This is a genomic window from Kitasatospora sp. NPDC092286, from assembly GCF_044755565.1.
Lineage (GTDB): Bacteria > Actinomycetota > Actinomycetes > Streptomycetales > Streptomycetaceae > Kitasatospora.
Map to the genome: position 1 here is coordinate 41,105 of NZ_JBIVRD010000028.1, position 24,257 is coordinate 65,361.

The 24,257-nt window shown below is 71.1% G+C and carries 21 protein-coding genes and 2 tRNA genes; 9 read left to right on the plus strand and 14 right to left on the minus strand.

Annotation, left to right across the window (positions count from 1 at the left end; translation table 11 throughout):
• Positions 1-67: 67 nt before the first annotated feature.
• Positions 68-973, minus strand: coding sequence for a rhomboid family intramembrane serine protease (locus tag ACIQIB_RS26190; protein ID WP_400761034.1), 906 nt, complete (start codon positions 971-973; stop codon positions 68-70).
• 289 nt (positions 974-1,262) lie between these two features.
• Between ACIQIB_RS26190 and ACIQIB_RS26195 the strand changes: the two genes are divergently transcribed.
• Positions 1,263-2,105 carry a DUF5324 family protein gene (locus tag ACIQIB_RS26195; protein WP_363613071.1) on the plus strand — a complete coding sequence of 281 codons (843 nt, stop codon included), beginning with the start codon at positions 1,263-1,265 and terminating at the stop codon, positions 2,103-2,105.
• Positions 2,106-2,192: 87 nt separating this feature from the next.
• Here ACIQIB_RS26195 and ACIQIB_RS26200 read toward each other — a convergent pair.
• The 13 genes from ACIQIB_RS26200 to dnaA all read right to left on the minus strand — a co-directional run bounded on the left by ACIQIB_RS26200 (position 2,193) and on the right by dnaA (position 17,704).
• Positions 2,193-2,265 (minus strand) — tRNA-Ala (locus tag ACIQIB_RS26200).
• 191 nt (positions 2,266-2,456) lie between these two features.
• Complete coding sequence (locus tag ACIQIB_RS26205) at positions 2,457-2,585, minus strand: DLW-39 family protein (protein WP_014137031.1); 129 nt, start codon at positions 2,583-2,585, stop codon at positions 2,457-2,459.
• 264 nt (positions 2,586-2,849) lie between these two features.
• On the minus strand, positions 2,850-3,164 hold the full coding sequence (locus ACIQIB_RS26210; protein ID WP_363613069.1) for a DUF6191 domain-containing protein: 315 nt from the start codon (positions 3,162-3,164) through the stop codon (positions 2,850-2,852).
• A 123-nt stretch (positions 3,165-3,287) separates the two neighbouring features.
• Positions 3,288-3,361 (minus strand) — tRNA-Ile (locus tag ACIQIB_RS26215).
• 16 nt (positions 3,362-3,377) lie between these two features.
• The gene (locus tag ACIQIB_RS26220; RefSeq protein ID WP_400761036.1) at positions 3,378-4,784 is read right to left on the minus strand and encodes a class I SAM-dependent methyltransferase; all 1,407 of its coding nucleotides are present in this window, start codon (positions 4,782-4,784) and stop codon (positions 3,378-3,380) included.
• A 267-nt stretch (positions 4,785-5,051) separates the two neighbouring features.
• Positions 5,052-5,519: a DUF3566 domain-containing protein gene (locus ACIQIB_RS26225; RefSeq protein ID WP_363613065.1), complete on the minus strand. Its 468-nt coding sequence runs from the start codon at positions 5,517-5,519 to the stop codon at positions 5,052-5,054.
• Between the two features lie 424 nt (positions 5,520-5,943).
• The gene (gene gyrA, locus ACIQIB_RS26230; RefSeq protein WP_400654097.1) at positions 5,944-8,568 is read right to left on the minus strand and encodes a DNA gyrase subunit A; all 2,625 of its coding nucleotides are present in this window, start codon (positions 8,566-8,568) and stop codon (positions 5,944-5,946) included.
• A gap of 56 nt (positions 8,569-8,624) precedes the next feature.
• The gene (gene gyrB / locus ACIQIB_RS26235; protein WP_363613063.1) at positions 8,625-10,649 is read right to left on the minus strand and encodes a DNA topoisomerase (ATP-hydrolyzing) subunit B; all 2,025 of its coding nucleotides are present in this window, start codon (positions 10,647-10,649) and stop codon (positions 8,625-8,627) included.
• A 257-nt stretch (positions 10,650-10,906) separates the two neighbouring features.
• Positions 10,907-11,419 carry a DciA family protein gene (locus tag ACIQIB_RS26240; RefSeq protein WP_363613086.1) on the minus strand — a complete coding sequence of 171 codons (513 nt, stop codon included), beginning with the start codon at positions 11,417-11,419 and terminating at the stop codon, positions 10,907-10,909.
• Between the two features lie 124 nt (positions 11,420-11,543).
• Positions 11,544-12,677: a DNA replication/repair protein RecF gene (gene recF, locus ACIQIB_RS26245; protein WP_363613061.1), complete on the minus strand. Its 1,134-nt coding sequence runs from the start codon at positions 12,675-12,677 to the stop codon at positions 11,544-11,546.
• A gap of 41 nt (positions 12,678-12,718) precedes the next feature.
• Entirely contained in the window at positions 12,719-13,594 is an 876-nt protein-coding gene (gene gnd / locus ACIQIB_RS26250) for a phosphogluconate dehydrogenase (NAD(+)-dependent, decarboxylating) (RefSeq protein ID WP_363613059.1), read from the minus strand.
• A gap of 166 nt (positions 13,595-13,760) precedes the next feature.
• Positions 13,761-14,891 (minus strand): DNA polymerase III subunit beta, encoded by a 1,131-nt coding sequence (gene dnaN, locus ACIQIB_RS26255; protein WP_363613057.1) that lies wholly within the window; start codon positions 14,889-14,891, stop codon positions 13,761-13,763.
• Positions 14,892-15,820: 929 nt separating this feature from the next.
• Entirely contained in the window at positions 15,821-17,704 is a 1,884-nt protein-coding gene (gene dnaA, locus ACIQIB_RS26260) for a chromosomal replication initiator protein DnaA (RefSeq protein WP_400761040.1), read from the minus strand.
• A 444-nt stretch (positions 17,705-18,148) separates the two neighbouring features.
• Here dnaA and rpmH point away from each other — a divergent pair, with 444 nt between their 5' ends.
• The 8 genes from rpmH to ACIQIB_RS26300 all read left to right on the plus strand — a co-directional run bounded on the left by rpmH (position 18,149) and on the right by ACIQIB_RS26300 (position 24,213).
• Positions 18,149-18,286 carry a 50S ribosomal protein L34 gene (gene rpmH, locus ACIQIB_RS26265; RefSeq protein WP_030392420.1) on the plus strand — a complete coding sequence of 46 codons (138 nt, stop codon included), beginning with the start codon at positions 18,149-18,151 and terminating at the stop codon, positions 18,284-18,286.
• Positions 18,287-18,304: 18 nt separating this feature from the next.
• On the plus strand, positions 18,305-18,733 hold the full coding sequence (gene rnpA / locus ACIQIB_RS26270) for a ribonuclease P protein component (RefSeq protein ID WP_363613053.1): 429 nt from the start codon (positions 18,305-18,307) through the stop codon (positions 18,731-18,733).
• Positions 18,730-19,101, plus strand: coding sequence for a membrane protein insertion efficiency factor YidD (gene yidD / locus ACIQIB_RS26275; protein WP_363613051.1), 372 nt, complete (start codon positions 18,730-18,732; stop codon positions 19,099-19,101). Before rnpA ends, yidD begins: the two co-directional genes overlap by 4 nt.
• Positions 19,098-20,255 carry a membrane protein insertase YidC gene (yidC, locus tag ACIQIB_RS26280; protein WP_363613049.1) on the plus strand — a complete coding sequence of 386 codons (1,158 nt, stop codon included), beginning with the start codon at positions 19,098-19,100 and terminating at the stop codon, positions 20,253-20,255. The genes yidD and yidC overlap by 4 nt, the downstream gene beginning before the upstream one ends.
• 82 nt (positions 20,256-20,337) lie before the next feature.
• Positions 20,338-20,868, plus strand: a complete 531-nt coding sequence (locus ACIQIB_RS26285) for a R3H domain-containing nucleic acid-binding protein (protein ID WP_363613047.1) — start codon at positions 20,338-20,340, stop codon at positions 20,866-20,868.
• A 198-nt stretch (positions 20,869-21,066) separates the two neighbouring features.
• Positions 21,067-21,900, plus strand: coding sequence for a 16S rRNA (guanine(527)-N(7))-methyltransferase RsmG (gene rsmG, locus ACIQIB_RS26290; RefSeq protein WP_363613045.1), 834 nt, complete (start codon positions 21,067-21,069; stop codon positions 21,898-21,900).
• A gap of 250 nt (positions 21,901-22,150) precedes the next feature.
• Positions 22,151-23,101, plus strand: a complete 951-nt coding sequence (locus tag ACIQIB_RS26295; protein WP_400654280.1) for a ParA family protein — start codon at positions 22,151-22,153, stop codon at positions 23,099-23,101.
• Positions 23,098-24,213, plus strand: coding sequence for a ParB/RepB/Spo0J family partition protein (locus ACIQIB_RS26300; protein ID WP_363613041.1), 1,116 nt, complete (start codon positions 23,098-23,100; stop codon positions 24,211-24,213). The genes ACIQIB_RS26295 and ACIQIB_RS26300 overlap by 4 nt, the downstream gene beginning before the upstream one ends.
• Positions 24,214-24,257 lie beyond the last annotated feature (44 nt).

Genomic DNA, 24,257 nt, shown 5'->3' on the forward strand with positions numbered 1-24,257 from the left:
CCACCGCGCACTTCTCCCACCGGCTGTGCACAACCCCGCACCCGTTGTGGACAAACGTCCGGATGCGTCACCCGCCGTAGCGGGCCGTCCCGATCAGGACCAGCAGCAGCACCACGCCCGCCATCACCGCCACCGTGAGCCCCTGAACGGCCGTCCGGCGCTCGCGCGGGGCGTACATCAGCCCGATCGCGGTCAGCGTCCCCGCGACCAGCCCGCCGATGTGCGCCCGCCAGTCGATCGAGTGCACCGAGAAGGTGACGATCAGATTGAAGACCAGCAGCGCGATCACCGGGGCGAGCGGCGTCCTGGTCCTGCGGTACATCACCGCGGTGGCGCCGAACAGGCCGTAGACGGCGCCGGAGGCGCCCAGCGAGTTCATGAAGCCACCGGCCACCAGGAAGGCGAACGCGCTGCCGGCCAGGCCCGAGACCAGGTACAGGCCGAGATAGCGGAGCCGGCCGAGCGCCATCTCCAGCGGCGGCCCCATCACCCAGAGCACCACCATGTTGGTGGCGATGTGCCAGGGCGCGGTGTGCAGGAAGGTCGCGGTCAGCAGCCGGTACCACTGATCGGGCCCGGCCGCGACGCCGGACGGGAAGCCGGTGATCTGCGGCCCGACGCTGAACAGCGACAGGTCATTGGCGAGCCACGGCTTGAGCACGTACGCGGCCAGCACGAAGACCGCCAGATTGAGCCCGACCAGGACCTTGGTGACCAGCGCGCCGTCCGCGGTCAGCTGCCCGCCGAACCGGGTGGTCGCCCGCCGCACCTCGCGGTGGCCGCCGCTGACGCACTCCGGGCAGTGGAAGCCCACCGAGGCGCTCACCATGCACAGCGGGCAGATCGGCCGACCGCACCGGCCGCAGCCGATCCCGGTCTCCTGCTCGGGGTGCAGGTAGCACCGGTGCAGCCCGGACCCGCCCGTGGGCCGCGGCGTCGGATCGGCCGGCGGCCTTGGCTCGTCCGGGAGCATCAGCGGTCGTCCCTTCTCCTGCGCGGACCCGGCGCCACCCGCCGAACGGGGTACCACCGGAACCGTCAGCGTACTGCGGCCGGATCAACGACGGGGTGATCCCCGTCGACTCGATCGTGACCCCGTCCCGGGCCGTTCACACCCGTCCCGCCCGGCGCCGCCACCGCCGCCACCGCGCCGCCCGCGCCCCGCGTACGGCCCACTCCGGAGTGCTGGTGGACAAATCAGCATGCATGATCAGCATTCAGGTGGATATGTGCATAAAGGACGCCACCAGGAGGAGAGACTCGTGACCCGTTTGGACTCAGCCCGTGAGACGGCCGGCAAGACCCGGGACGCCCTCGTGCCCTATGCCGCCACCGCCAAGGACACCGCGGCACAGCTGGCGGACGACGCGAAGCAACGCCTGGGGCCCGCCCTGGACGCACTCGGCCCGAAGGCCGCCCAGGCCGCCCACAGCGTCCGCGTCCAGTACGACAGACATGTCGCCCCGCAGTTCGGTCACGCCTTCGCCAGCCTGCCCCCCGAGGCCCAGCAGCACGCCCTCAAGGCCCTGCACCGCACCCAGGAGGCCGCTCTGGCCGCCCGGCTCTCCGCGGCCCGCGCCGCCGACCAGGCCAGGAGCAACGTCGGCCCCAAGGTGGTGCAGGTGGTCGAGGAGGCCCGCGCGGCCGTCACCCCGGTCGCCCAGGAGGCCCAGACCCGCGGCGCCGCCGCGCTGACCGCGCTCCAGGGCAATGTCACCTCCGCCGAGATCAGCCACCTCGCCGCCCGCAACCTCAGGAAGAAGCAGTGCAACGCCTGGGCCACCGGCCTGGCGGTGGCCGGCGCCGTCGCGATCGGCAGCGGCATCGTGATCTGGCAGTGGTGGCGGCACCGCAGCAACCCCGAGTGGCTGGTCGAGCCGCCGGCCGGGCAGTCCGCGACGACCAGCGGGGAGGGCGGCCCCGCCGCGACGGCCCCGCACACCGGCGCCCACGCCGTGGGCGGCGGCGCTCCGGCCGGATCACCGGTGGACGAATCGGACCCGGAGACCGGGAGCGAGGCGGCCACCGACGCCACCAGGCCCGGTCCGCCACCCGGCGAGGAGGACGACCACCCCAAGCCGCACGACCCGCGCAAGCCGCACTGACCGGCCGCACGGGCGCGAGAACGCCGATCGGCCGCTGACCCGGATTCAGGTCAGCGGCCGATCGGCTGTTTCCACAGCTGTGAACTGTGGAGCTTAGGAGACTCGAACTCCTGACATCTGCCTTGCAAAGGCAGCGCTCTACCAACTGAGCTAAAGCCCCTCGACGGCACCACTCGTACCGACGGGCACTAGCGTACCGGGTCCTGGCGCGAATCCCACGCCCTCTCCCCGCACCTTCCGCCGGGACGGTGTCCGGAAGCCGGCCGGCCCGGTCGCAGGACCGGGCCGGCCGGCCCGGGAGGCGCCGCCCGGCGCCTCCGAAGATCGTCGATCGTCAGATCGTCCGGGGCCTCAGCGACCGGCCGGGACCGGGTCGGTGGCCTCGGTCCACAGGTCCTGCTCGGCGCGGTCCGCCTGGACCTGACGGTAGACAAAGAAGCCGCCGAGGGCGACCAGGGCGACCAGGAGAAGCTTCTTCACCGCGGGACCTCGTCCTTCTTGCGTTGCGGACTCAACAGCCGTGCTCCGGCCGGATTGGCCGGGCCGACGAGTCCATGAGTTGTTTCGAGTGCGAACGGGCTGTCGGGTGCCGGACTGCCCTTGCGGCCGATGATACACACCGGTGTCCCAATCGTGACCAGCCGCCGCTGCCTCCAACCAACCGGTCCGGCCGGAGGATTGACGCCACACCTTCTGCCCTGCGGCCGGCCCGCCCACGACACCCCGGGACCGCCGCCCGAACCGCTACCGGCGCGTCGTCGGCACCACCACCGCCGTACCGGCCGCCAGGTCCACCCTGGTCCTGGGCGGCGCCCCCTCGCCCTCCTCGTCGCGCAGCATCAGCGTGCTCCGCCGCTCGTCCAGCTCGTGCTGCTTTCCGGCCGCGAACTGCGCGTGCAGCTGCTCGAACCCCGTCGCCGAGACCTGCCCCTCCCGGCCCGTCCCCCGCCAGGGCACCCAGCGCGACTTCCGCGCCCGCAGCGCCAGCTGATCGAGAAAGGCCAGGGCCACCAGCGCACAGACCAGCCCCGGAATGCTCATCGCCCAGAACAGCGCCATACCGCCACCATCCCTCCACTCGCCCTACCCCCGACAACACCCGGGGACGGCGCGCAGTTCCGGCGGCGGCCAAGAAAACGTCGAAGGGCCCGGAGTGAGATCACTCCGGGCCCTTCGCGCCGGTGGGCCTAACAGGACTTGAACCTGTGGCCTCTTCCTTATCAGGGAAGCGCTCTAACCGTCTGAGCTATAGGCCCTTGCCGCACTGAAAGATTAGCGGACCGATGGCCGATCTCCCAAATCCGGGTCGGCGGGGGTCGCGGCGGCGGGTTCGGGACCGGTGGCGAAGGGCCGCAGGTGGGGGGTGTCGGCCGGGCGCAGCAGCCACTCCTCGCGGGTGGCGGGGAACCGGGCCTCGCCCTCGGGGCCGGTACGGACGGCGAGGATCTGGTTGACCCCGATGCGGTTCTGCTCGAAGGCCAGCGCGGACGCCGTCATGTACAGCCGCCAGACCCTGGCCCGGCCGCGACCGGCCAGACCGACCGCCTCCGTCCAGCGCGCCTCCAGGTTGGCCACCCACTCGCGCAGGGTCAGGCCGTAGTGCTCCCGCAGCGACTCGACGTCGCGGACCTCGAAACCGGCCTCCTCCAGCCGGGCCACCGTGCTGCCGACCGGGGAGAGCTCCCCGTCGGGGAAGACGTAGCGGTCGATGAACGGGCTGGTGCGGTGCGGCTCACCGGGGTGGTCGGGGCGGCGGGCGATCTGGTGGTTGAGCAGCCGGCCGCCGGGCACCAGCAGCCCGTGCAGGCCCTCGGCGTAGACGCGGTACTGCTCGGCGCCGACGTGCTCGGCCATGCCGACGCTGGAGATCGCGTCGAAGGGGCCGTCCTGGATCTCCCGGTAGTCCTGGAGGCGGACCTCGACCCGCCCGGAGAGACCGGCCTCCTCGATCCGCCGCCGGGCCAGCGCGACCTGCTCGGTCGAGATGGAGACGCCGACCGCGGTGACCCCGTAGTGCTCCGCCGCGTGCAGCAGCAGCGAGCCCCAGCCGCAGCCGACGTCCAGCAGCCGCATCCCGGGCCGCAGGCCGAGCTTGCGGCAGATCAGGTCGAGCTTGGCCTCCTGGGCCGCCTCCAGGCTCTTGGCGGCGGGCACCCAGTACGCGCAGGAGTACACCATCGACGGGCCCAGTACGAGGGCGTAGAAGTCGTTCCCGACGTCGTAGTGGTGGCTGATGGCCGCGCGGTCCCGGCTGCGGCTGTGCAGCCGCCCCTGGACGGCCCTGGCCTCCTCCGGCGGCGGGACGGGCCGCGGGCCCAGCGCACCGGCCCGCAGCAGGGCCGCGAGCACCCGGCGGCCCTTGGGGCCGAGCACATCGGCCGGGCCGAGCCGCAGCCGGCGGATCTCGGGCCGCTCGGCGAAGAGCGCCACGGCCGCCAGCACCTCGTAGAGGTCGGCGCCGGGGGCGAGCTCCAGGTCCCCCGAGACATAGGCGCGGGCCAGGCCCAGTTCGCCCGGCTGCCAGAGCAGGCGGCGCAGTGCCCGGCGGCCGCGCAGCACCACGGTGGGCGCCCCCGGTGGCCCGGCGACACTGCCGTCCCACGCCTGCACCCGCAGCGGCACCGGGATCCCCAGTAGCCCCTCCAGGGCCTCGACCAGTTGACTTGCGAGCTGAGCCATCGCGCGCCTCCGTCCAGCCGTACCTGCACAGCCGTACCAGCCCCGGCCAGTCGGACCGGGGGGCGGCCTGCGGCAGTCGGAGCCCGGAACGGGCGCACCCAGCTAATCCCACCGCGCCCGGCCCCAAATCGGGCGGCACGCCGCGGGAGTCGGCTGTCACCCGAATGCCAGCGGGCCCCGCAGGCTGCAACAGCCTGCGGGGCCCGCCCATTCCGTCCGCGGACGGAAATCTGACCCGGGATCAGAAACCGGCCGGTGTGGCCGGGATCAGTCCTCCTCGGCCAGGGTCAGCTCGATGCCGCCGGTGAAGCCGGCCGCCGCGTTGTAGATGAACGCGGAGAGCGTGGACAGCGCGGTCAGCAGCACCACGTCGACCACCGCGATCAGCGAGGTGAAGGTCATCACCTTGCCGAAGCCGACGTAGTCCATCAGGTTGAGGCCGCCGGTGGTGTCCGAGCCGGTGACGTCCTTCAGGGTCTTGGTCAGCGAGTCGAAGACGCCGAGCGAGTCCAGCGTCATCCACAGCACCGCGGCCGCGACGATGATGATGATCCCGACCGCCAGCGACAGCAGGAAACTGACCTTCATGACCGACCAGGGGTCGGCCTTGGTCACCCTCAGCCGGGCCTTGCGGGTCCGGCCCAGGCCCGCTCCGGCCGGGGCCGGTGCGCCGGCCGGCCGACGCGCGGCGGCCCCGCCGGGAACGGGCGTACCGCCGGGCGGGGTGTTGCCCACCCTGGTCCCCCGGGGCGGCGTCGGCTGCCCCTTGGCGTACGTGGTCGGCTGCGAAAACCCGCCCTGCCCCGGCGCACCCGAAGCCGGCGGTGTCGGCTGACCGCCGTAGGTCCCCCCGCCGCCCTGACCCGCCGCACCGACCGGTGGCATCAGCGAGGTGGACGCGGCCGGGTGCTCGGCCGGCGGCTGCGGCCCGCCGTACCCCCCGCCGCCCTGTGCTGCGCCCGGACGGCCGCCGGTGGCTCCTCCCGCAGCACCCGTGGCTCCACTCACCTGGTCCTCCCGCACTTCCCGCCAGGACGGCTGCGCCGGCCTGCTTCGTCACTCGTCACCCCAGCGCCCGGCGGGATTGCCCGGAACTGGTCGGCGGCCGGTACCGCCGCGCCCTGTACGGACGCGGCGGTACCGGCCGACGCGATCGGGATCAGGCCTGGGCGTCCTCGCCGCCCGGCGCCGTCTCCACACCCTCGATACCCTCGGCCGACCCGGTGGACTCGGCGGACTCGGTACCCGCCGCCTCGTCCTCCGTGCCCTCCTCGTCCTCGGCCTCCGCGTTGCGGGCCATGCCCACCACCGCGTCGCGCTTTCCGAGGTTGATCAGTTGGACGCCCATGGTGTCACGTCCGGTTTCACGAACCTCGGAAACCCTTGTACGAATCACCCCACCCGAGAGGGTGATCGCCATGATCTCGTCGGTGTCGTCCACCACCAGAGCGCCGACCAGCGAGCCCCGGCCCTCGACGATCTTCGCCGCCTTGGTGCCGTAGCCGCCGCGTCCCTGGACACGGTACTCGTCCACCCCGGTGCGCTTGGCGTAACCGCCGTCGGTGGCGGTGAAGACGTACGTCCCTGGACGCACCACGTTCATCGAGAGCAGTTCGTCGTCCTCGCGGAAGGACATGCCCTTGACGCCCGAGGTCGCGCGGCCGGTGGGCCGCAGCGCGTCGTCGGTGGCGGTGAACCGGATCGACTGGGCCTTCTTGGAGACCAGCAGCAGGTCGTCCTCGGCGGAGACCAGCTCGGCACCGATCAGCTCGTCGTCCCGGCCCTGGTCGTCCTGGCGCAGGTTGATCGCGATCAGGCCGCCGGAGCGCGGGGAGTCGTAGTCCTTCAGCTGGGACTTCTTCACCAGACCGGCCCGGGTCGCGAGGACCAGGTACGGCTTGTCCTCGTAGGTGCGCACCGCCATCACCTGGGTGATGTGCTCCTCCGGCTGGAAGGCCAGCAGGTTGGCCACGTGCTGGCCGCGGGCGTCGCGCCCGGCGTCCGGCAGCTCGTAGCCCTTGGCGCGGTAGACCCGGCCCTTGTTGGTGAAGAACAGGATCCAGTTGTGGGTCGTCGTCACGAAGAAGTGGTCGACGAGGTCGTCCTGCTTCAGCTGGGCGCCGCGCACGCCCTTGCCGCCGCGCTTCTGCGAGCGGTAGAGGTCGGAGCGGGTCCGCTTGACGTAGCCACCACGGGTGATGGTGACGACGATGTCCTCCTCGGCGATGAGGTCCTCGATGGAGAGGTCGCCGTCGGACGGGATCAGGGTGGAGCGCCGCTCGTCGCCGTACTTCTCGACGATCGCGGTGAGCTCCTCGGAGATGATCTCGCGCTGGCGGCCCGGCGAACGCAGGATCGCGTTGTACTCGTCGATCTTGCGCTGCAGCTCGTCGTGCTCGTCGGTGATCCGCTGGCGCTCCAGGGCAGCCAGGCGGCGCAGCTGCATCTCGAGGATCGCGTTGGCCTGGAGCTCGTCGATGGAGAGCAGGCCCATCAGGCCGGTGCGGGCGGCGTCGGCACTCTCCGAGGCCCGGATCAGCGCGATGACCTCGTCGATCACGTCCAGGGCGCGCAGCAGGGCGCGCAGGATGTGCGCCCGCTCCTCGGCCTTGCGCAGCCGGAAGGTGGTGCGCCGGACGATGACCTCGACCTGGTGGTTGACCCAGTGCCGGATGAAGGCGTCCAGCGAGAGCGTGCGCGGCACGCCGTCGACCAGGGCCAGCATGTTGGCGCCGAAGTTGGTCTGCAGGTCGGTGTGCTTGTAGAGGTTGTTCAGCACGACCTTGGCGACGGCGTCGCGCTTGAGCACGATCACCAGGCGCTGGCCGGTGCGCGAGGAGGACTCGTCGCGGACGTCGGCGATGCCGGCGACCTTGCCGTCCTTGACCAGGTCGGCGATCTTCAGCGCGAGGTTGTCCGGGTTGACCTGGTACGGCAGCTCGGTGATCACCAGGCACTGGCGGCCCTGGATCTCCTCGACCTCGACCACGGCGCGCATGGTGATCGAGCCGCGCCCGGTGCGGTACGCCTCCTCGATCCCGCGGCGGCCGACGATCAGGGCGCCGGTCGGGAAGTCCGGGCCCTTGATCCGCTCGATCAGGGCCTCCAGCAGCTCCTCGTTGGAGGCGTCCGGGTGCTCCAGCGCCCAGAGCGCGCCGGAGGCGACCTCGCGGAGGTTGTGCGGCGGGATGTTGGTGGCCATGCCGACCGCGATGCCGGTGGCACCGTTGATCAGCAGGTTGGGGATGCGCGCGGGCAGGACGGTGGGCTCCTGCGAGCGGCCGTCGTAGTTGGCGGCGAAGTCGACGGTCTCCTCGTCGATGTCCCGCATCATCTCCATGGCCAGCGGCATCATCTTGCACTCGGTGTAGCGCATGGCCGCGGCCGGGTCGTTGCCCGGGGAGCCGAAGTTGCCGTTGCCGTCGACCAGCGGCATCCGCAGCGACCACGGCTGGGCCAGCCGGACCACGGTGTCGTAGATCGAGGTGTCGCCGTGCGGGTGGTAGTTGCCCATGACGTCGCCGACGACGCGGGCGCACTTGTAGTAGCCCTTCTCGGGGCGGTACCCGCCGTCGTACATCGCGTAGAGCACGCGCCGGTGCACCGGCTTGAGGCCGTCGCGGACCTCGGGGAGCGCCCGGCTGACGATCACGCTCATCGCGTAGTCGAGGTAGGAGCGCTGCATCTCGGTCTCGAGCTCGATCGGCTCGACCCGGGACACGAAGGTGTCGGTGGCGGTGCTGGCGTCCGGCTGCTCGCCGTCGGGACGGTTGTCGTCGACCACTGGTGGTCAGTTTCCTTTCACGCGTGACTGGACTGTGCTGGCGGGGAGGGCCCCGGTCACACGTCCAGGAAGCGGACGTCCTTGGCGTTGCGCTGGATGAAGGAGCGGCGGGCCTCGACGTCCTCGCCCATCAGGACCGAGAACAGGTCGTCGGCACGGGCCGCGTCCTCCAGGGTGACCTGCATGAGCAGCCGGTGGGCCTGGTCCATGGTGGTGACCCGGAGCTCCTCGGCGTTCATCTCGCCGAGACCCTTGAAGCGCTGGATCGCGTCGTCCTTCGGCAGCCGTCGGCCGGCCGCGACGCCGGCCGCGATGGTGGCGTCCCGCTCGCGGTCGGAGTAGACGTAGTCGAAGTCGTCCTTGCCCCACTTGATCTTGTACAGCGGCGGCATCGCCAGGTACACGTACCCGGACTCGACCAGCGGCCGCATGAAGCGGAACAGCAGGGTCAGCAGCAGGGTGCGGATGTGCTGTCCGTCGACGTCGGCGTCCGCCATCAGGACGATCTTGTGATAGCGGAGCTTGGACTCGTCGTAGTCCTCCTGGATGCCGCAGCCGAAGGCCGAGATCAGCGCCTGGACCTCGGTGTTCTGCAGCACCTTGTCGATCCGGGCCTTCTCGACGTTCAGGATCTTGCCGCGGATCGGGAGGATGGCCTGGATCCGCGGGTCGCGGCCCTGCTTGGCCGAGCCGCCGGCGGAGTCACCCTCGACGATGAAGATCTCGCACTCGGCCGGGTCCTTGGACTGGCAGTCGCTGAGCTTGCCCGGCAGCGAGGCGCTCTCCAGCAGGCCCTTGCGGCGGGTCAGGTCACGGGCCTTGCGGGCGGCGACGCGCGCGGTGGCGGCCTGGATGGACTTGCGGATGATGTCCGCGGCCTCGTTGGGGTTGCGGTCCAGCCAGTCGTTCAGCTGCTCGTGGACCACCCGCTGGACGAAGGTCTTCGCCTCGGTGTTGCCGAGCTTGTCCTTGGTCTGGCCCTCGAACTGCGGCTCGCCGAGCTTGACCGAGATGATCGCGGTCAGACCCTCGCGGATGTCCTCGCCGGAGAGGTTGTCGTCCTTCTCGCGGAGCAGCTTCTTGTCCCGCGCGTAGCGGTTGACCAGGCCGGTCAGCGCGGCGCGGAAGCCCTCCTCGTGGGTACCGCCGCCGTGCGTGTGGATGGTGTTGGCGAAGCTGTAGACCCCCTCGGTGTAGGAGGAGTTCCACTGCATCGCGATCTCCACCGAGATCGCCTTGTCCTTGTCCTCCGCCTCGAAGTCGATCACCGAGGGGTGGATGACCTCGCCCTTGCGGGAGTTGAGGTGGGCGACGAAGTCGGCGATGCCGCCGTCGTACTTGTACGTGACGGAGAGCGGCCTGCCCTCCTCGTCCGCGTGCTCGGGGCGCTCGTCGATCAGCGAGATGGACAGGCCCTTGTTGAGGAAGGCCATCTCCTGGAAGCGCCGGGAGAGCGTCTCGAAGGAGTAGACGGTGGTCTCGAAGATGTCCCCGTCGGCCCAGAACGTGACCGTGGTGCCGGTCCGGTCGGTCGGCTCGCCCTTGACCAGCGGACCGGTCGGGGCACCCATCTTGTAGTCCTGGGTCCAGATGCTGCCGTCCTTGTGGATCTCCACGGAGAGCCTGGTGGACAGCGCGTTCACCACGGAGACGCCGACACCGTGCAGACCGCCGGAGACGGCGTAGCCGCCGCCGCCGAACTTGCCGCCGGCGTGCAGGACGGTGAGCACGACCTCGACGGCCGGCTTGTCCTGACCTGGGACGATGTCCACCGGGATGCCGCGGCCGTTGTCGACCACCCGGACCGCGCCGTCGGCGAGGAGCGTGACGTCGATGGTGTCGGCGTACCCGGCCATCGCCTCGTCGACGGAGTTGTCCACGACCTCCTGCACCAGGTGGTGCAGCCCGCGCTCACCGGTCGAACCGATGTACATGCCGGGGCGCTTGCGGACGGCGTCGAGGCCTTCCAGCACCTGGATGTTGCTACCGGTGTAGGTGCTCTCGGTCGCCTGGTCGGTCTGGTCTGGGGTCTGGCTGGGGTTGCCGGAATCGGCCACGAAGCGCCCTCTCTGGCACAGCACGGGCCGCATCCCCACCCCGTGTGGGCGGGCGTGCGACCACGGCGTTTCGACTCGGTTGCCACTAGCAACAGTGTTTGGCCTTCAGTCTACCGGTACGACTGACATAGATGGGCGTTTGGCAGCCTCTGAGGGCAGATACGCCGCCCTGAATCCCCTCTGCACGTGTCCCGATACTCGCCCCGGGGGCCCAGACCGCCTGGAAGGGCCGTCAGGGGTTCCGGAGGATCCCGGTCCGCTCGCGACCCGGCCGGCCGGACTCAGCCCCAGGTGTCGCCCGGCCCCTTGCTCCCCGGCGCGCGCAGCCGTCCGTAACCGCGTACCGGGGCGGCGGGGCCCAGCACCTTGATCACCTTGACCGTGCCATGGCCCAGCTCGTGGTTCAGGCGGGCCACCAACTGCCTGGCCAGCCAGCGCAGTTGAGTTGCCCATGCGGTGGAGTCGCACTGCACGGTGAGCACCGCTGCCGCGTCGTCGTAGGAGGTGGGCTCACAGTGCGCCGCGATGTCCGGGCCGACGATCTGGCTCCACCGGCCCATCACCCCGCCGACCGCCGCCGAGGACTCCCAGCCGCGCTCGGTCAGCAGCCGGTTCAGCGCGGCGCCCAGCGGCACCGGGTCGCGGCCGTCCGAGCGCGCTCCGCTGCGCAGCCCGTGCCGCTTCGCCTCGCGCTTCTCCCGGACCTGCTCGCCGCGCTCCCGGGCCTGTGCCCGGGCCGCCCGCAGCGCCGAGCGGGCCAGGTCGGCACCGGTCAGCCGGGCGCCGGCCGGCACCGGGCCGGAGGGCTTCGGGAAGTGCTCCGCCGGCTCGCTCACGGCGATCTCCTTTCCCCAGCCTGTGGACAACCGTCGCGGTCGCGCGCCGGTGAGCCGTCCAGCGTACGGGAGCGGCCGGACCTCAGGCGTCGACCCGGCGCACCGCGCCGTCCGCCACCGTGTAACGGGCCCCGGCCAGCGCCTTCGGCACGTCCTCGGCGACGGCCGCGGTGACCAGCACCTGCTCGCCGCCGGCGACCAGCTCGGCCAGCCGGTCCCGGCGGGAGGCGTCCAGCTCGGCGAAGACGTCGTCCAGGATCAGCACCGGCTCCCCGCCGTCGGCGCGCAGCAGCTCGTACGAGGCCAGCCGCAACGCCAGCGCGAACGACCAGGACTCGCCGTGGCTCGCGTAGCCCTTGGCCGGCAGCGGGCCGAGCTTGAGCACCAGTTCGTCGCGGTGCGGCCCGACCAGCGTCAGCCCGCGCTCGACCTCCTGCTTACGGGCGGCCTGGAGGGCCCGCAGCAGCTGTTCCTCGGCCTGCTCCCGGCTGCCCGGCAGCTCGCCCTCGAAGGAGCTCCGGTACTCCAGCCCGATCTCGCCGCCGGCCGGCGCGAGCTGCCCGTACGCGGCCGCCACCAGCGGCTGCAGGGCAGCCACCAGCTGGATCCGGAAGGCGGTCAACTCCGCTCCGGCGCGCGCCAGATGGCCGTCCCAGACCTCCAGGGTGGAGAGGTCGGCACCCTTGCCGCCACCGGCCCGGCGGGCCATCGCGGCGGTCTTCAGCAGGGCGTTGCGCTGCTTGAGCACCCGCTCGTAGTCCTGCCGGACCCCGGCCAGCCGGGGGGCCCGGGCGGTCAGCAGCTCGTCCAGGAAGCGCCGGCGCTCGCCCGGGTCCCCCTTGACCAGGCTGAGGTCCTCGGGGGCGAACAGCACGGTGCGCAGCAGGCCCAGCACGTCGCGCGGGCGGACGTTGTCGGAGCGGTTGATCCGGGCCCGGTTGGCCTTGCCGGGGGTGATCTCCAGCTCGACCAGGGTGCTGCGGGCGCCGGCCAGCACCGAGGCGCGGATCACCGCCCGCTCCGCGCCGAGCCGGATCAACGGGGCGTCGGTGGCCACCCGGTGGCTGCCCAGGGTGGCGATGTAGCCGATCGCCTCCACCAGGTTGGTCTTGCCCTGGCCGTTGGGGCCGACGAAGGCCGTCACGCCCGGGTCGAGGGGTACCTCGGCCCGGGCGTAGGAACGGAAGTCGGCGAGCGACAGATGCGCGACGTGCATGGCTGTGGACTGCGCTCGCCTTCTGTGGAAAACCGGTGGGACTACTTGGACTCGACCGCGTGGCCGCCGAACTGGTTGCGCAGCGCGGCGATCATCTTCATCTGCGGCGAGTCGTCCTGGCGGGAGGCGAACCGGGCGAACAGCGAGGCGGTGATCGCCGGCAGCGGCACGGCGTGGTCGATCGCGGCCTCGACGGTCCAGCGGCCCTCGCCGGAGTCGGCGGCCCAGCCCTTGAGCTTGGCCAGGTGCTCGTCGTCGTCCAGGGCGCGGACGGCCAGGTCGAGCAGCCAGGAGCGGATCACGGTGCCCTCCTGCCAGCTGCGGAAGACCTCGCGCACGTCGGTCACCTCGGGGGCGGCCTCCAGCAGCTCCCAGCCCTCGGCGAAGGCCTGCATCATCGCGTACTCGATGCCGTTGTGGACCATCTTCGCGAAGTGGCCGGCACCGACCGCGCCCGCGTGGACGGAGCCGAAGTCGCCCTCGGGCTTGAGCGCGTCGAAGACCGGCTGGACCTTGGCGACGTGCTCGGCGTCGCCGCCGTACATCAGCGCGTAGCCGTTCTCCAGGCCCCAGACGCCGCCGGAGACGCCGCAGTCCACGAAGCCGATGCCCTTGGCGGCCAGCGCCTCGGCGTGCTTGATGTCGTCGGTCCAGCGGGAGTTGCCGCCGTCGACCACCACGTCGCCGGGGGAGAGCAGCTCGGCGAGCTCGTCGACGGTCGCCTGGGTGGCGGCCCCGGCCGGGACCATGACCCAGACCACACGCGGGCCCTGAAGCTTGGTGACGAGCTCCTGGAGGCTCTCGACGTCGGAGATGTCCGGGTTGCGGTCGTAGCCGATGACGGTGTGGCCGGCGCGGCGGATCCGCTCGCGCATGTTGCCGCCCATCTTGCCGAGACCGATGAGGCCGAGCTCCATGACCAAGTCCTTACCTGTGGTGACGTGCCTGCCGGCGGCGCCCTTGCCGCGCTGTCCTGAGCCTACGCGCTGAAGCGACAGGGCCTCCCCGCGGTCGGGCCGACCGGGGGAGGCCTTCCACAGGCTGTGCACAGCCTGTGGGTAACGCGTGCGGCGCCGGCGGGGATCAGCCGGAGAGGCGGACCGGCATGATCAGGTACTGGTACGCCTCGTCCGCCTCGGCGTCCACCGAGGCCTTGCCGCTGAGCAGGGCCGGCTTGGTCGGCGTGGTGAAGCTCAGCTGGGCGTAGGCGGAGTCGATGGCCTTGAGGCCCTCCTCCAGGTAGCCCGGGTTGAAGGCGATCGAGATGGAGTCGCCCTCCAGGGAGGCGTCGATCCGCTCGGTGGCCTGGGCGTCGTCGCCCGAACCGGCCTCCAGGGTGAGGACGCCCTCCTCGAAGTTCAGCCGGACCGGGGTGTTGCGCTCCGCGACCAGCGAGACGCGCTTGAGCGCCTCCAGGAAGGGCTGGGTCTGGATCGCCGCGATGGCGTTGAACTCGGTCGGGAAGAGGCTGCGGAACTTCGGGAACTCGCCCTCCAGCAGCCGGGTGGTGGTCCGGCGGCCCGCGCCCTCGAAGCCGACCAGGCCCTCGCCCGCGCCGCCCGAGGAGAGCGCGATCGAGACGTTGTCGCCGCTGCCCAGCGACTTGGCGATGTCCTGCAGGGTCTTGGCGGGCACCAGGGCGACCGCGGAGATGTCCGGCTGCTCGGGCTTCCAGAGCAGCTCGCGGACGGCGAAGCGGTAGCGGTCGGTGGCGGCCAGGGTGATCCGGTCGCCCTCGATCTCGACCCGCACACCGGTGAGCACCGGCAGGGTGTCGTCACGGCCGGCGGCCACCGCGGCCTGGCTGACCGCGGAGGCGAAGACGTCTCCGGAGACGGTGCCGGTCGCGGTCGGCATCTGGGGCAGGGCCGGGTACTCGTCCACCGGGAGGGTGGGGAGGGTGAACCGCGAGCTGCCGCAGACCACGCTGACCCGCTGGCCGTCGGTGGAGATCTCCACAGGCCTGTTGGGAAGGTTGCGCGAGATGTCGTTGAGCAGCCGGCCGGAGACCAGGACGGTGCCGGCCTCCTCGATGTCGGCCTCCAGCTCGACCCGGGCCGAGACCTCGTAGTCGAAGCCGGACAGCGCCAGGCTGCCCTCCTGCGCCGTCAGCAGCAGGCCGGCCAGCACCGGCACCGGCGGCCGTGCCGGGAGGCTGCGGGCAGCCCAGGCCACCGCCTCCGCGAGGACGTCACGCTCCACCCGGAACTTCACCGGTAACCGCCTCCTGGATCGAGCGCTCCCGCTCGCAAGTCTGGTTCGTCTGGTCTTGATCGTCGGTTCGGCTGGCCGCCGAGCTCTGCCGCTCCGCTTCCAGTCGCCGAGGACAGTCTGACGTACTCCACCGACAGACGGGGCAGACGGGCGGAAGCAACCCGAACAGATGTCGGGGATCCGTTGTCCACAGATTTTGGCCCCACCCGCTTTTGAACGAGTCGATGGGTCTATAGGTGTAGCAGTAGTAGTAGGGCCTGTGGAAACCGTGGATAACCCCGTTCGCGCAGGTCAGGCCGGGTTTTTTGTCCACAGGATGTGTGGACGGCGGCTGTGGACGAACACGGCCCGCTGTGGACGGCGGAGCGTTACCCACAGGGCACGCTGGGTATCCACAGGTTATCCCCAGCGCTGTCCCCAGATCCGGCCCCGGTTATCCACGGGCGCCGGTCAACATTTCGTGACGCCTTTCACACCAGGGCATGAACGTGGGTACACGCTTGTCGAACTGTGGACGCGCCTGTGGACAACCTGGGGATAACCCCGCCCTCCCTGGGGACAACCGGTGGATAACCCGGACGGCCCACTGACGGGCCGCCAACTGTCCACACCCTGTGGATAACGGTTGTGCACAAGTCCACAGGCACCTGACCTGCGCGGAAGAGCGTAGCGGCGCTCGGCCTGTGGAGGAATTCTGGATAACTTCCGGTTCCCCGCCCTGTGGACGGCGGGGAACCGGTCCAGCCTGTGGATTTCGGCCCTGCGCGCCGGGGCGGTTCGAATCCCCGGTCAGATGTTCGGCGCGGCCTGCGGGCTGGCGGAGCGTCCGTCGCAGGCATCCCTGCCCAGCCGGACGGCGGTACACACCTGTGGATACGCGAAAAGGGCGTCAGGACCGCTCCTGACGCCCTCCAACGGCCGTGGACGGCCTAGCTCTTGATGCGGTTGGTCAGTTCGGTGACCTGGTTGTAGATCGAGCGACGCTCGGCCATCAGCGAGCGGATCTTGCGGTCCGCGTGCATCACCGTGGTGTGGTCGCGTCCGCCGAACTGGGCGCCGATCTTCGGCAGTGAGAGGTCGGTCAGCTCCCGGCAGAGGTACATGGCGATCTGGCGAGCCGTCACCAGCACCCGGCTGCGCGAGGATCCGCAGAGGTCGTCCACGCCCAGCCCGAAGTAGGCCGCGGTCTGCTGCATGATGACCTGCGCGGTGATCTCCGGTCCGGCATCCTCGTCCCCGCCCGGAATCAGGTCCTTGAGGACGATGCCGGCCAACTCCAGGTCCACCGGCGCCCGGTTGAGGTTGGCGAAGGCGGTGACCCGGATCAGGGCGCCCTCCAACTCCCGGATGTTGCGGGTGATTCGGGACGCGATGAACTCCAACACATCCGCCGGGGCGTTCAGTTGCTCCTGGATCGCCTTCTTGCGCAGGATCGCGATCCGGGTCTCCAGCTCCGGCGGGGTGACGTCGGTGATCAGCCCCCACTCGAAGCGGTTGCGCAACCGGTCCTCCAGCGTGATCAGTTGCTTGGGCGGCCGGTCCGAGGAGAGGACGATCTGCTTGTTCGCGTTGTGCAGGGTGTTGAAGGTGTGGAAGAACTCCTCCTGCGTGGACTCCTTGCTCGCCAGGAACTGCACGTCGTCCACGAGCAGGATGTCCATGTCCCGGTAGCGCTTGCGGAACGCGTCCGCCTTGCCGTCGCGGATCGAGTTGATGAACTCGTTGGTGAACTCCTCCGAGGACACGTAGCGCACCCGGGTGCCCGGGAAGAGGCTGCGCGAGTAGTGCCCGATGGCGTGCAGCAGGTGGGTCTTGCCCAGCCCGGACTCGCCGTAGATGAAGAGCGGGTTGTACGCCTTGGCCGGGGCCTCGGCGACCGCCACCGCCGCCGCGTGCGCGAAGCGGTTGCTCGCGCCGATGACGAAGGTGTCGAAGAGGTACTTGGGGTTCAGCCGGGCGGCCGGCTCGTCCTTGCGGGAGCCGCCGGCCGGGGGAGCGCCGGGCGGGGCCGGTACACCGGGGACGGCCTGGCGGTCGGTGGCGCGCTCGGCGCCGGACTTCTCCGCGGGGCGGCCGGGGGCCGGGCGCGGGGCGGGGGAGCGGCGGCCGGCCCCGGCCCGCGGCTGCTCGCCCGGCCCGGGGCCGTACGCGCCGCCGAAGAGGTCGCCCTGGGTGGTCGCCGGCGGCCCGGGCAGCGGGCGGTTCTCGCGCGGCGCCGGGCGGTCGGGCTCGGCCGGCTCGCGGTAGCCGGGCGCGGACTCGGGGTAGCCGGGGCCCTGCTCGCCGTAGCCGGAGTGGCCGGGGTGACCGGGGTGACCGGGGTGGTTCTCCCAGGACGGGGCGCTCTCGCCGCCGCCCGGCCAGCCCGGTGCTCCGCCCGGGCCACCGTAGGGCGCGGGGCGCTGCTCGTAGCCGCCGTAGCGGCCGCGCTCGTAGTCCTGCTCGTAGGGGCGCTCGTACGACGGCTCCCCGTACTCGCCGGCGTCCTCGCCGCCCGGGCCCGGGTACGGCTCGGCCGGTGCGGCGGGCATCGGGGTGGTGGGCACGGCGTTGGCGTCGACCATCACGGCGATCCGCACCGGCCGGTTCAGCTCGCGGCTGAGGGCCTCGGTCAGCTGCGGCAGCAGCCGGCCCTCCAGCACCTGCTTGGCCCGCTCGTTGGGGGTCGCCAGCAGGGCGGTGTCGTGCATCATCCACATCGGCTGGGTGCGCTGCACCCACTGCTTGTCCATCTCCCCGACATCCGGGTCGTTGACCAGCCGCTCGACGACTCTCGCCCAGACCGGGACGAGGTCGCTGTTGACATCAGCCACTGGTGCACGCTTTCTCGGTTCCCCGCGGCTCCAGCAGGGGGTGGTGGATCAAGAGACTGTGGATCGATGGGTCGGTTGTGAAGAACAAACCAGACAAGTCCTGCAACGGTAGTCAGCGAACAGGGCCGGATCAAGTCGTTGTCCACAGGCTGTGGGCAACGGCGGAGGCATGAGGTCCGCGGCGGGGGCGGACGCGAACGGCCGGTTTGACCCTCGCGCCCCGTCCCGCGTACCGTAACCAGGTCGAGTTGTCGATGGCCGCTGCCGCATGTCCGCGGGTCCGCCCGCTCCATAAGGCGCGCAGCACGGGCGCCGTGGATTGCCTCAGACCCCAGCCGAACTGGGGCGATGGGCCGGATTTCCGTATCAGGGGAGATCACGCGGACGCACGGTGACGGCCAAGCGACCCCCCGTCATCCTACGATTCACCTCAGGAGCCCCCGAGTGAGCAAGCGCACCTTCCAGCCGAACAACCGTCGTCGCGCGAAGACCCACGGCTTCCGGCTGCGGATGCGTACCCGCGCCGGCCGCGCCATCCTGGCCGCCCGCCGTGGCAAGGGCCGCACCAGCCTGTCCGCCTGATCCGCGCCAGAGTCTGTTGTGCTGCCCTCCGAGAATCGGCTGCGGCGGCGCCAGGACTTCGCGACCGCGGTGAAACGCGGTCGCCGGGCCGGCCGGCCCCTTCTGGTCGTCCATCTCAGCAGAGACGGTGACCCCAAGGGGCAGGCCGACCGGACCAGCGACTCCCGCCCGCACGTCGCCGAGGGGACTCCTTCGGCGCGTGCGGGTTTCGTCGTGAGCAAGGCCGTCGGTCCGGCGGTCGTCCGTAACCTGGTCAAGCGCCGCCTGCGCCATCTTGTCCGTGATCGCCTGTTCAGGCTGCCCGCCGGTAGCCTGATAGTGGTGCGTGCGCTGCCCCAGGCCGCGTCCGCCTCGTACCAGGATCTCGAACGTGACCTGGACGCGGCGCTCAAGCGGCTGCTGAAGGTGGAGCCCGCCGCCTCGGCGCCGACGGGAGCAGGTCGATGAAGTACCTGCTGATGGGTCTGATCAGGGTCTACCAGTGGACCATCAGCCCACTGCTCGGTCCGGTCTGCCGTTATTACCCCTCCTGCTCGCACTACGGCTACGAGGCCGTGAAGGTGCACGGGGCGGTCAAGGGCGGCGGCCTGACCGTGTGGCGCATCCTGCGCTGCAATCCGTGGACGCCCGGCGGGGTCGATCATGTTCCGCCGCGCAAGCACCCGGTGTGGCACCGCCGGCTGCGCGATCTGCTGAACCGCAGGTCCGCCGCCGACCGGCCGGTGACCGCACCCCCCGCCGGTCCGGACCCCGAGGGCCCGGCGACCATTGGCTCTGTGGGGCCAATCCCAATGTCCAAGGAGCCTGACCGGTGACCTTCTCCTTCCTGAACCCCCTGTACACAGCGGTGTCCTGGATCATCGTCCAGTTCCACTCGCTGTACAGCCACATCTTCGATCCGGACGGTGGCTGGGCCTGGGGTCTGGCCATCGCGTCCATGGTGGTCGTCATCCGGATCTGCCTGATCCCGCTCTTCGTGAAGCAGATCAAGGCGACCCGGGCCATGCAGGCGATCCAGCCGAAGATGAAGGCCATCCAGGAGCGCTACAAGAACGACAAGCAGCGCCAGTCCGAAGAGATGATGAAGCTGTACAAGGAGGCGGGTACCAACCCGTTCTCCAGCTGCCTTCCCATCATCGTGCAGGCGCCGTTCTTCACCGCGCTCTACGGCGTGCTCGCCAAGGTCGCCAAGAGCGAGCCGATCGGGGTCATCGACGGCACCCTGCTGACCAGCGCGGGCAAGGCGCACATCTTCGGTGCCCCGCTCTCCGCGACCTTCGTGAGCAGCCCCGAGACCAGCGTCAAGATCGTCGTCGCGGTCATGATCATCCTGATGTCGCTGTCGCAGTTCATCACGCAGCGCCAGCTGATGACCAAGAACATGGACCTCACGGTCAAGACGCCGTTCATGCAGCAGCAGAAGATGCTGATGTACGTCTTCCCGATCATGTTCGCCGTGATGGGCATCAACTTCCCGGTCGGTGTCCTGGTCTACTGGCTGACCACCAACGTCTGGTCGATGGGCCAGCAGCTGGTCGTCATCCGCAACAACCCGACGCCGGGCAGCAAGGCGTGGGACGAGCGCCAGGTGCGGCTGAAGAAGGCGGGCCGGCTGAACCCGGACGGCTCGGTGATCAAGGGCGGTATGTGGGGCCTGCTCCCCCCGAAGAAGACGGCCACGACCGCCGAGGCCGTCGTCGAGGACGCGGTGCAGGTGCGACGCCAGCAGCCGCGCAAGCAGACCAAGGCACAGCGCCAGCACGGCGGTCAGACGACCAGCCTGACCAAGGACGCCCCGGCCCCGGCCGAGGAGACCGTCGAGTCCGGTGCCGACCAGCCGGCCGCGGCCAAGCAGGGCGCGGCCAAGCCCGCCGGAGCCAAGCCGGGCACCGTCCGGCAGCAGGGCGCCCGGCAGCAGCCGAAGCGCGGTGGCGGACAGGGCGGCCAGCGCCCGAAGAAGAAGTCCTGACCCGCCCCCGGACTGTCAAGGCAGCGCACAGAGCTTCGTTCCCGGCCCACCACCTGGGCCCCATCTCCGAAGGAGTCCATCAGTGACGGAAGGCACCACCTCCGCCATCGAGGCCGAGGCCGTCGCCAGCGCCGACGAGAGCCTCATCACCCGCCTGGAGCAGGAGGGCGACATCGCGGCGGACTACCTGGAGGGTCTGCTCGACATCGCCGACCTCGACGGTGACATCGACATGGACGTGGAGGGCGACCGTGCCCTGGTGTCCATCGTCAGTGATGGCAACGACCGTGCGCTCCAGCGCCTGGTCGGCCAGGACGGCGAGGTGCTGGAGGCGCTGCAGGAGCTGACCCGGTTGGCTGTCCACCGGGAGACCGGCGAGCGCAGCCGCCTCATGCTGGACATTGCCGGCTTCCGGGCCCGCAAGCGGTCGGAGCTGGCCGCGCTCGGCGCCGAGGCGGCGGAGCAGGTGAAGAGCACGGGGGAGCAGGTCAAGCTGCGGCCGATGACGCCGTTCGAGCGCAAGGTCGTCCATGACGCGGTGGCCGCGGCCGGTCTGCGCAGCGAGTCGGAGGGCGAAGAGCCCCAGCGGTGTGTGGTCGTGCTGCCGGCCTGAGACCGGCAGAGCGGTGCCCGGCCGAGACGGCCGGTGCGCCGGGACTGTCCGGATGGCGACTGACAGACCCCGTCCGCCTTGTGCGGGCGGGGTCGTTGTCCCTCTGCGGGGCCGCCGGGCCGAGAGCCCGGCGAGAGATGTTTCACGTGAAACGGTGCGATGCGCGGGTCGGTGGATCCGGGGAGCGGAGAGGTCGAGATGGACACGGAGAACGCGGCTGCCGGTGAGCCGGCGACGGGTGCCGGCAATTCGGCCGCTGAGGGTCCGGCGGTCGAGGGGCCGGCCGCCGAGGGGCTGACCGAGGCGCCGGCCGTGGCCCGGGAGGTCTTCGGCGACCGCTTCGACGCCGCCGTCCGGTACACCGAGCTGCTGGCCACGGCGGGTGTCCAGCGCGGGCTGATCGGCCCCCGCGAGGTGCCCCGGCTCTGGGACCGCCATGTGCTGAACTGCGCGGTGCTCGCCGAGCTGCTGCCGCCCGGATCGACCCTGTGCGACGTCGGCTCCGGAGCCGGCCTGCCCGGCATCCCGGTGGCCCTGGCCCGCCCGGACGTCTCGGTGACGCTGCTGGAGCCGCTGCTGCGCCGGACCACCTTCCTGGAGGAGGTGGTCCGCGAGCTGAACCTGGAGAACGTCACCGTCCTGCGCGGGCGGGCCGAGGAGATGGTCGGCAAGCTCGCGGTGGACGTGGTCACCGCCCGGGCGGTGGCACCGCTGGACCGGCTGGCCGGCTGGGGCCTGCCGCTGCTCCGCCCGCACGGGCAGATGCTGGCGCTCAAGGGCGACAGCGCGGAGCAGGAGCTGGCGGACTCGCGGGCCGGGCTGACCAAGCTGGGCGCCGTGGAGTGGTCGGTGATCTCGGTGGGCGAGGGCACCCTGGAGACCTCCACCCGGGTGATCCAGGTGAAGGCGGGGGAGAGCCCCGGCGGGGTGAAGGCGGCGACCCGGCGGGCCAAGGCGGCCCGGGCCGGGCGGAACGCGAACGCCTCGCGGGTCGGCGAGCGGGGCCGCGGCGGACGGCGCCGCGGCCGCTGAGCGGACGCGTGGGAACGGGCGGGCGGCCTCTTCGGGCCGCCCGCCCGTTCTGCTTCGCGACGGAGTGTCGCACCGTCAGAATTCCGACATAGCGGGCATGGTGTTTCACGTGAAACGTCGCTCCCTGCTCTCCGACGGTCTTGACCTCCGGCTCCGCCGCGGGCTCGGCCTTATCCGGGCGGCAACTGTTGCCGCTCCGGTTTCACGTGAAACACTGACCCCCATGCAGGACTCGGAGACCATCGACCAGATCGATGACACGCCCATCGCGCGTGCTGCCCAGGCTGCGGTCCGAGCGATCGGACGAGCGGGCGAGGGCCTTCCCCGGCCCGCCGCCACCCGGGTGATCGTGGTGGCCAACCAGAAGGGCGGGGTGGGCAAGACCACCACCACCGTCAACATGGCCGCCTCGCTCGCCATGCACGGACTGCGCGTCCTCGTGGTCGACCTCGACCCGCAGGGAAACGCCTCCACCGCACTCGGCATCGACCACCACGCGGAGGTCCCGTCGATCTACGACGTCCTGGTGGAGGGCAAGCCGCTGGCCGATGTGGTGCAGCCGGTGGTGGACGTCGAGGGGCTGTTCTGCGTCCCGGCCACCATCGACCTGGCCGGCGCGGAGATCGAGCTGGTCTCGCTGGTCGCCCGGGAGAGCCGGCTCCAGCGCGCCATCACCGCGTACGAGCAGCCGCTGGACTACATCCTGATCGACTGTCCGCCCTCGCTCGGGCTGCTGACGGTCAACGCCCTGGTCGCCGGTCAGGAGGTGCTGATCCCGATCCAGTGCGAGTACTACGCGCTGGAGGGTCTCGGCCAGCTGCTGCGCAACGTCGAGCTGGTCCGGGCGCACCTGAACCCCACGCTGCACGTCTCCACCATTCTGCTCACCATGTACGACGCCCGGACCAGGCTGGCCGCCCAGGTGGCCGAGGAGGTCCGGACGCACTTCCACGAGGAGGTGCTGCACACCGCGATCCCCCGTTCGGTCCGGATCTCGGAGGCACCCAGCTACGGCCAGACGGTGCTCACCTACGACCCGGGCTCGACGGGTGCGCTCTCCTACCTGGAGGCGGCCAGGGAGCTGGCGCTGCGCGCGGTGGGCATCGGGGTCGGTGGCTCGACGGTGGGCCAGCAGCGCGACGGCGGTACGGGGCAAGGCGCCCCAACGGCACAGCACGGTACGACGGAGGACAATCGGTGAGTGGTCGCAGGGGTCTGGGACGAGGGCTCGGGGCGTTGATCCCGGCCGCCACGCCGGGGGCCGGCGGGGCGGCGGCAGAGCCCGCGGTGGTCCCGTCCGCCCCGGCCTCGGTGGTGGCCGCGGGGACGGTGTCGCCGACGGCGGTGCCGGTGCTGCCGACCGGCCGCGGCACGGTGGCGGCGAAGGCCGCCGCGGAGAGCCTGCGGGAGCAGGCGGTCCGGGAGCGCGAGGCGGCGGCTGAGCTCGTCGGGGCGGACCTCGCCCAGGTGACCGGTGCGCGGTTCGCCGAGCTGCCGCTGGACGCGATCACGCCCAACCCGCGCCAGCCGCGCGAGGTCTTCGACGAGAAGAAGCTGGACGAGCTGGTCGCCTCCATCAAGGAGGTGGGCCTGCTGCAGCCGGTGGTGGTGCGCCAGGTCGGTCCGGAGCGCTTCGAGCTCATCATGGGCGAGCGGCGTTGGCGGGCCTCCCGGGAGGCCGGGCTGGAGCAGATCCCGGCGATCATCCGGGCCACCGAGGACGACAAGCTGCTGCTGGACGCCCTGCTGGAGAACCTGCACCGGGCGGAGCTGAACCCGCTGGAGGAGGCCGCCGCCTACGATCAGCTGCTGCGGGACTTCTCCTGCACCCATGACGAGCTGGCGGACCGGATCGGCCGCTCGCGTCCGCATGTCTCCAACACCCTGCGGCTGCTGAGGCTGTCGCCGCCGGTCCAGCGGCGGGTCGCCGCCGGGGTGCTGACCGCCGGGCACGCCCGGGCCCTGGTCGGCGTGCCGGACAGCAAGCGGCAGGAGCGGCTGGCCAGGCGGATCGTCGAGGAGGGCCTCTCGGTGCGGACCACCGAGGAGATCGTCACGGTGATGAACCACGAGGAGAAGCCGCAGCGCCAGTCCGGGCCGAAGGCGGGCAAGCTGATCTCCCCGGCCGTCAACGATCTGGCGAGCCGGCTGTCGGACCGCTTCGACACCCGGGTCAAGGTCGAGGTCTCGCAGCGCGGCGGCAAGCTGGGCAAGGGCAAGGTGGTGCTGGAGTTCGGCTCGGTCGAGGACCTGAACCGGATCCTGGACAGCCTGGCCCCGGGCGAGGACGGGCTACGGCTGTCGCAGGGCTGAGCCGGGCCGAAGGCGAATCCCGATGGGTGCATGTTCCACGTGAG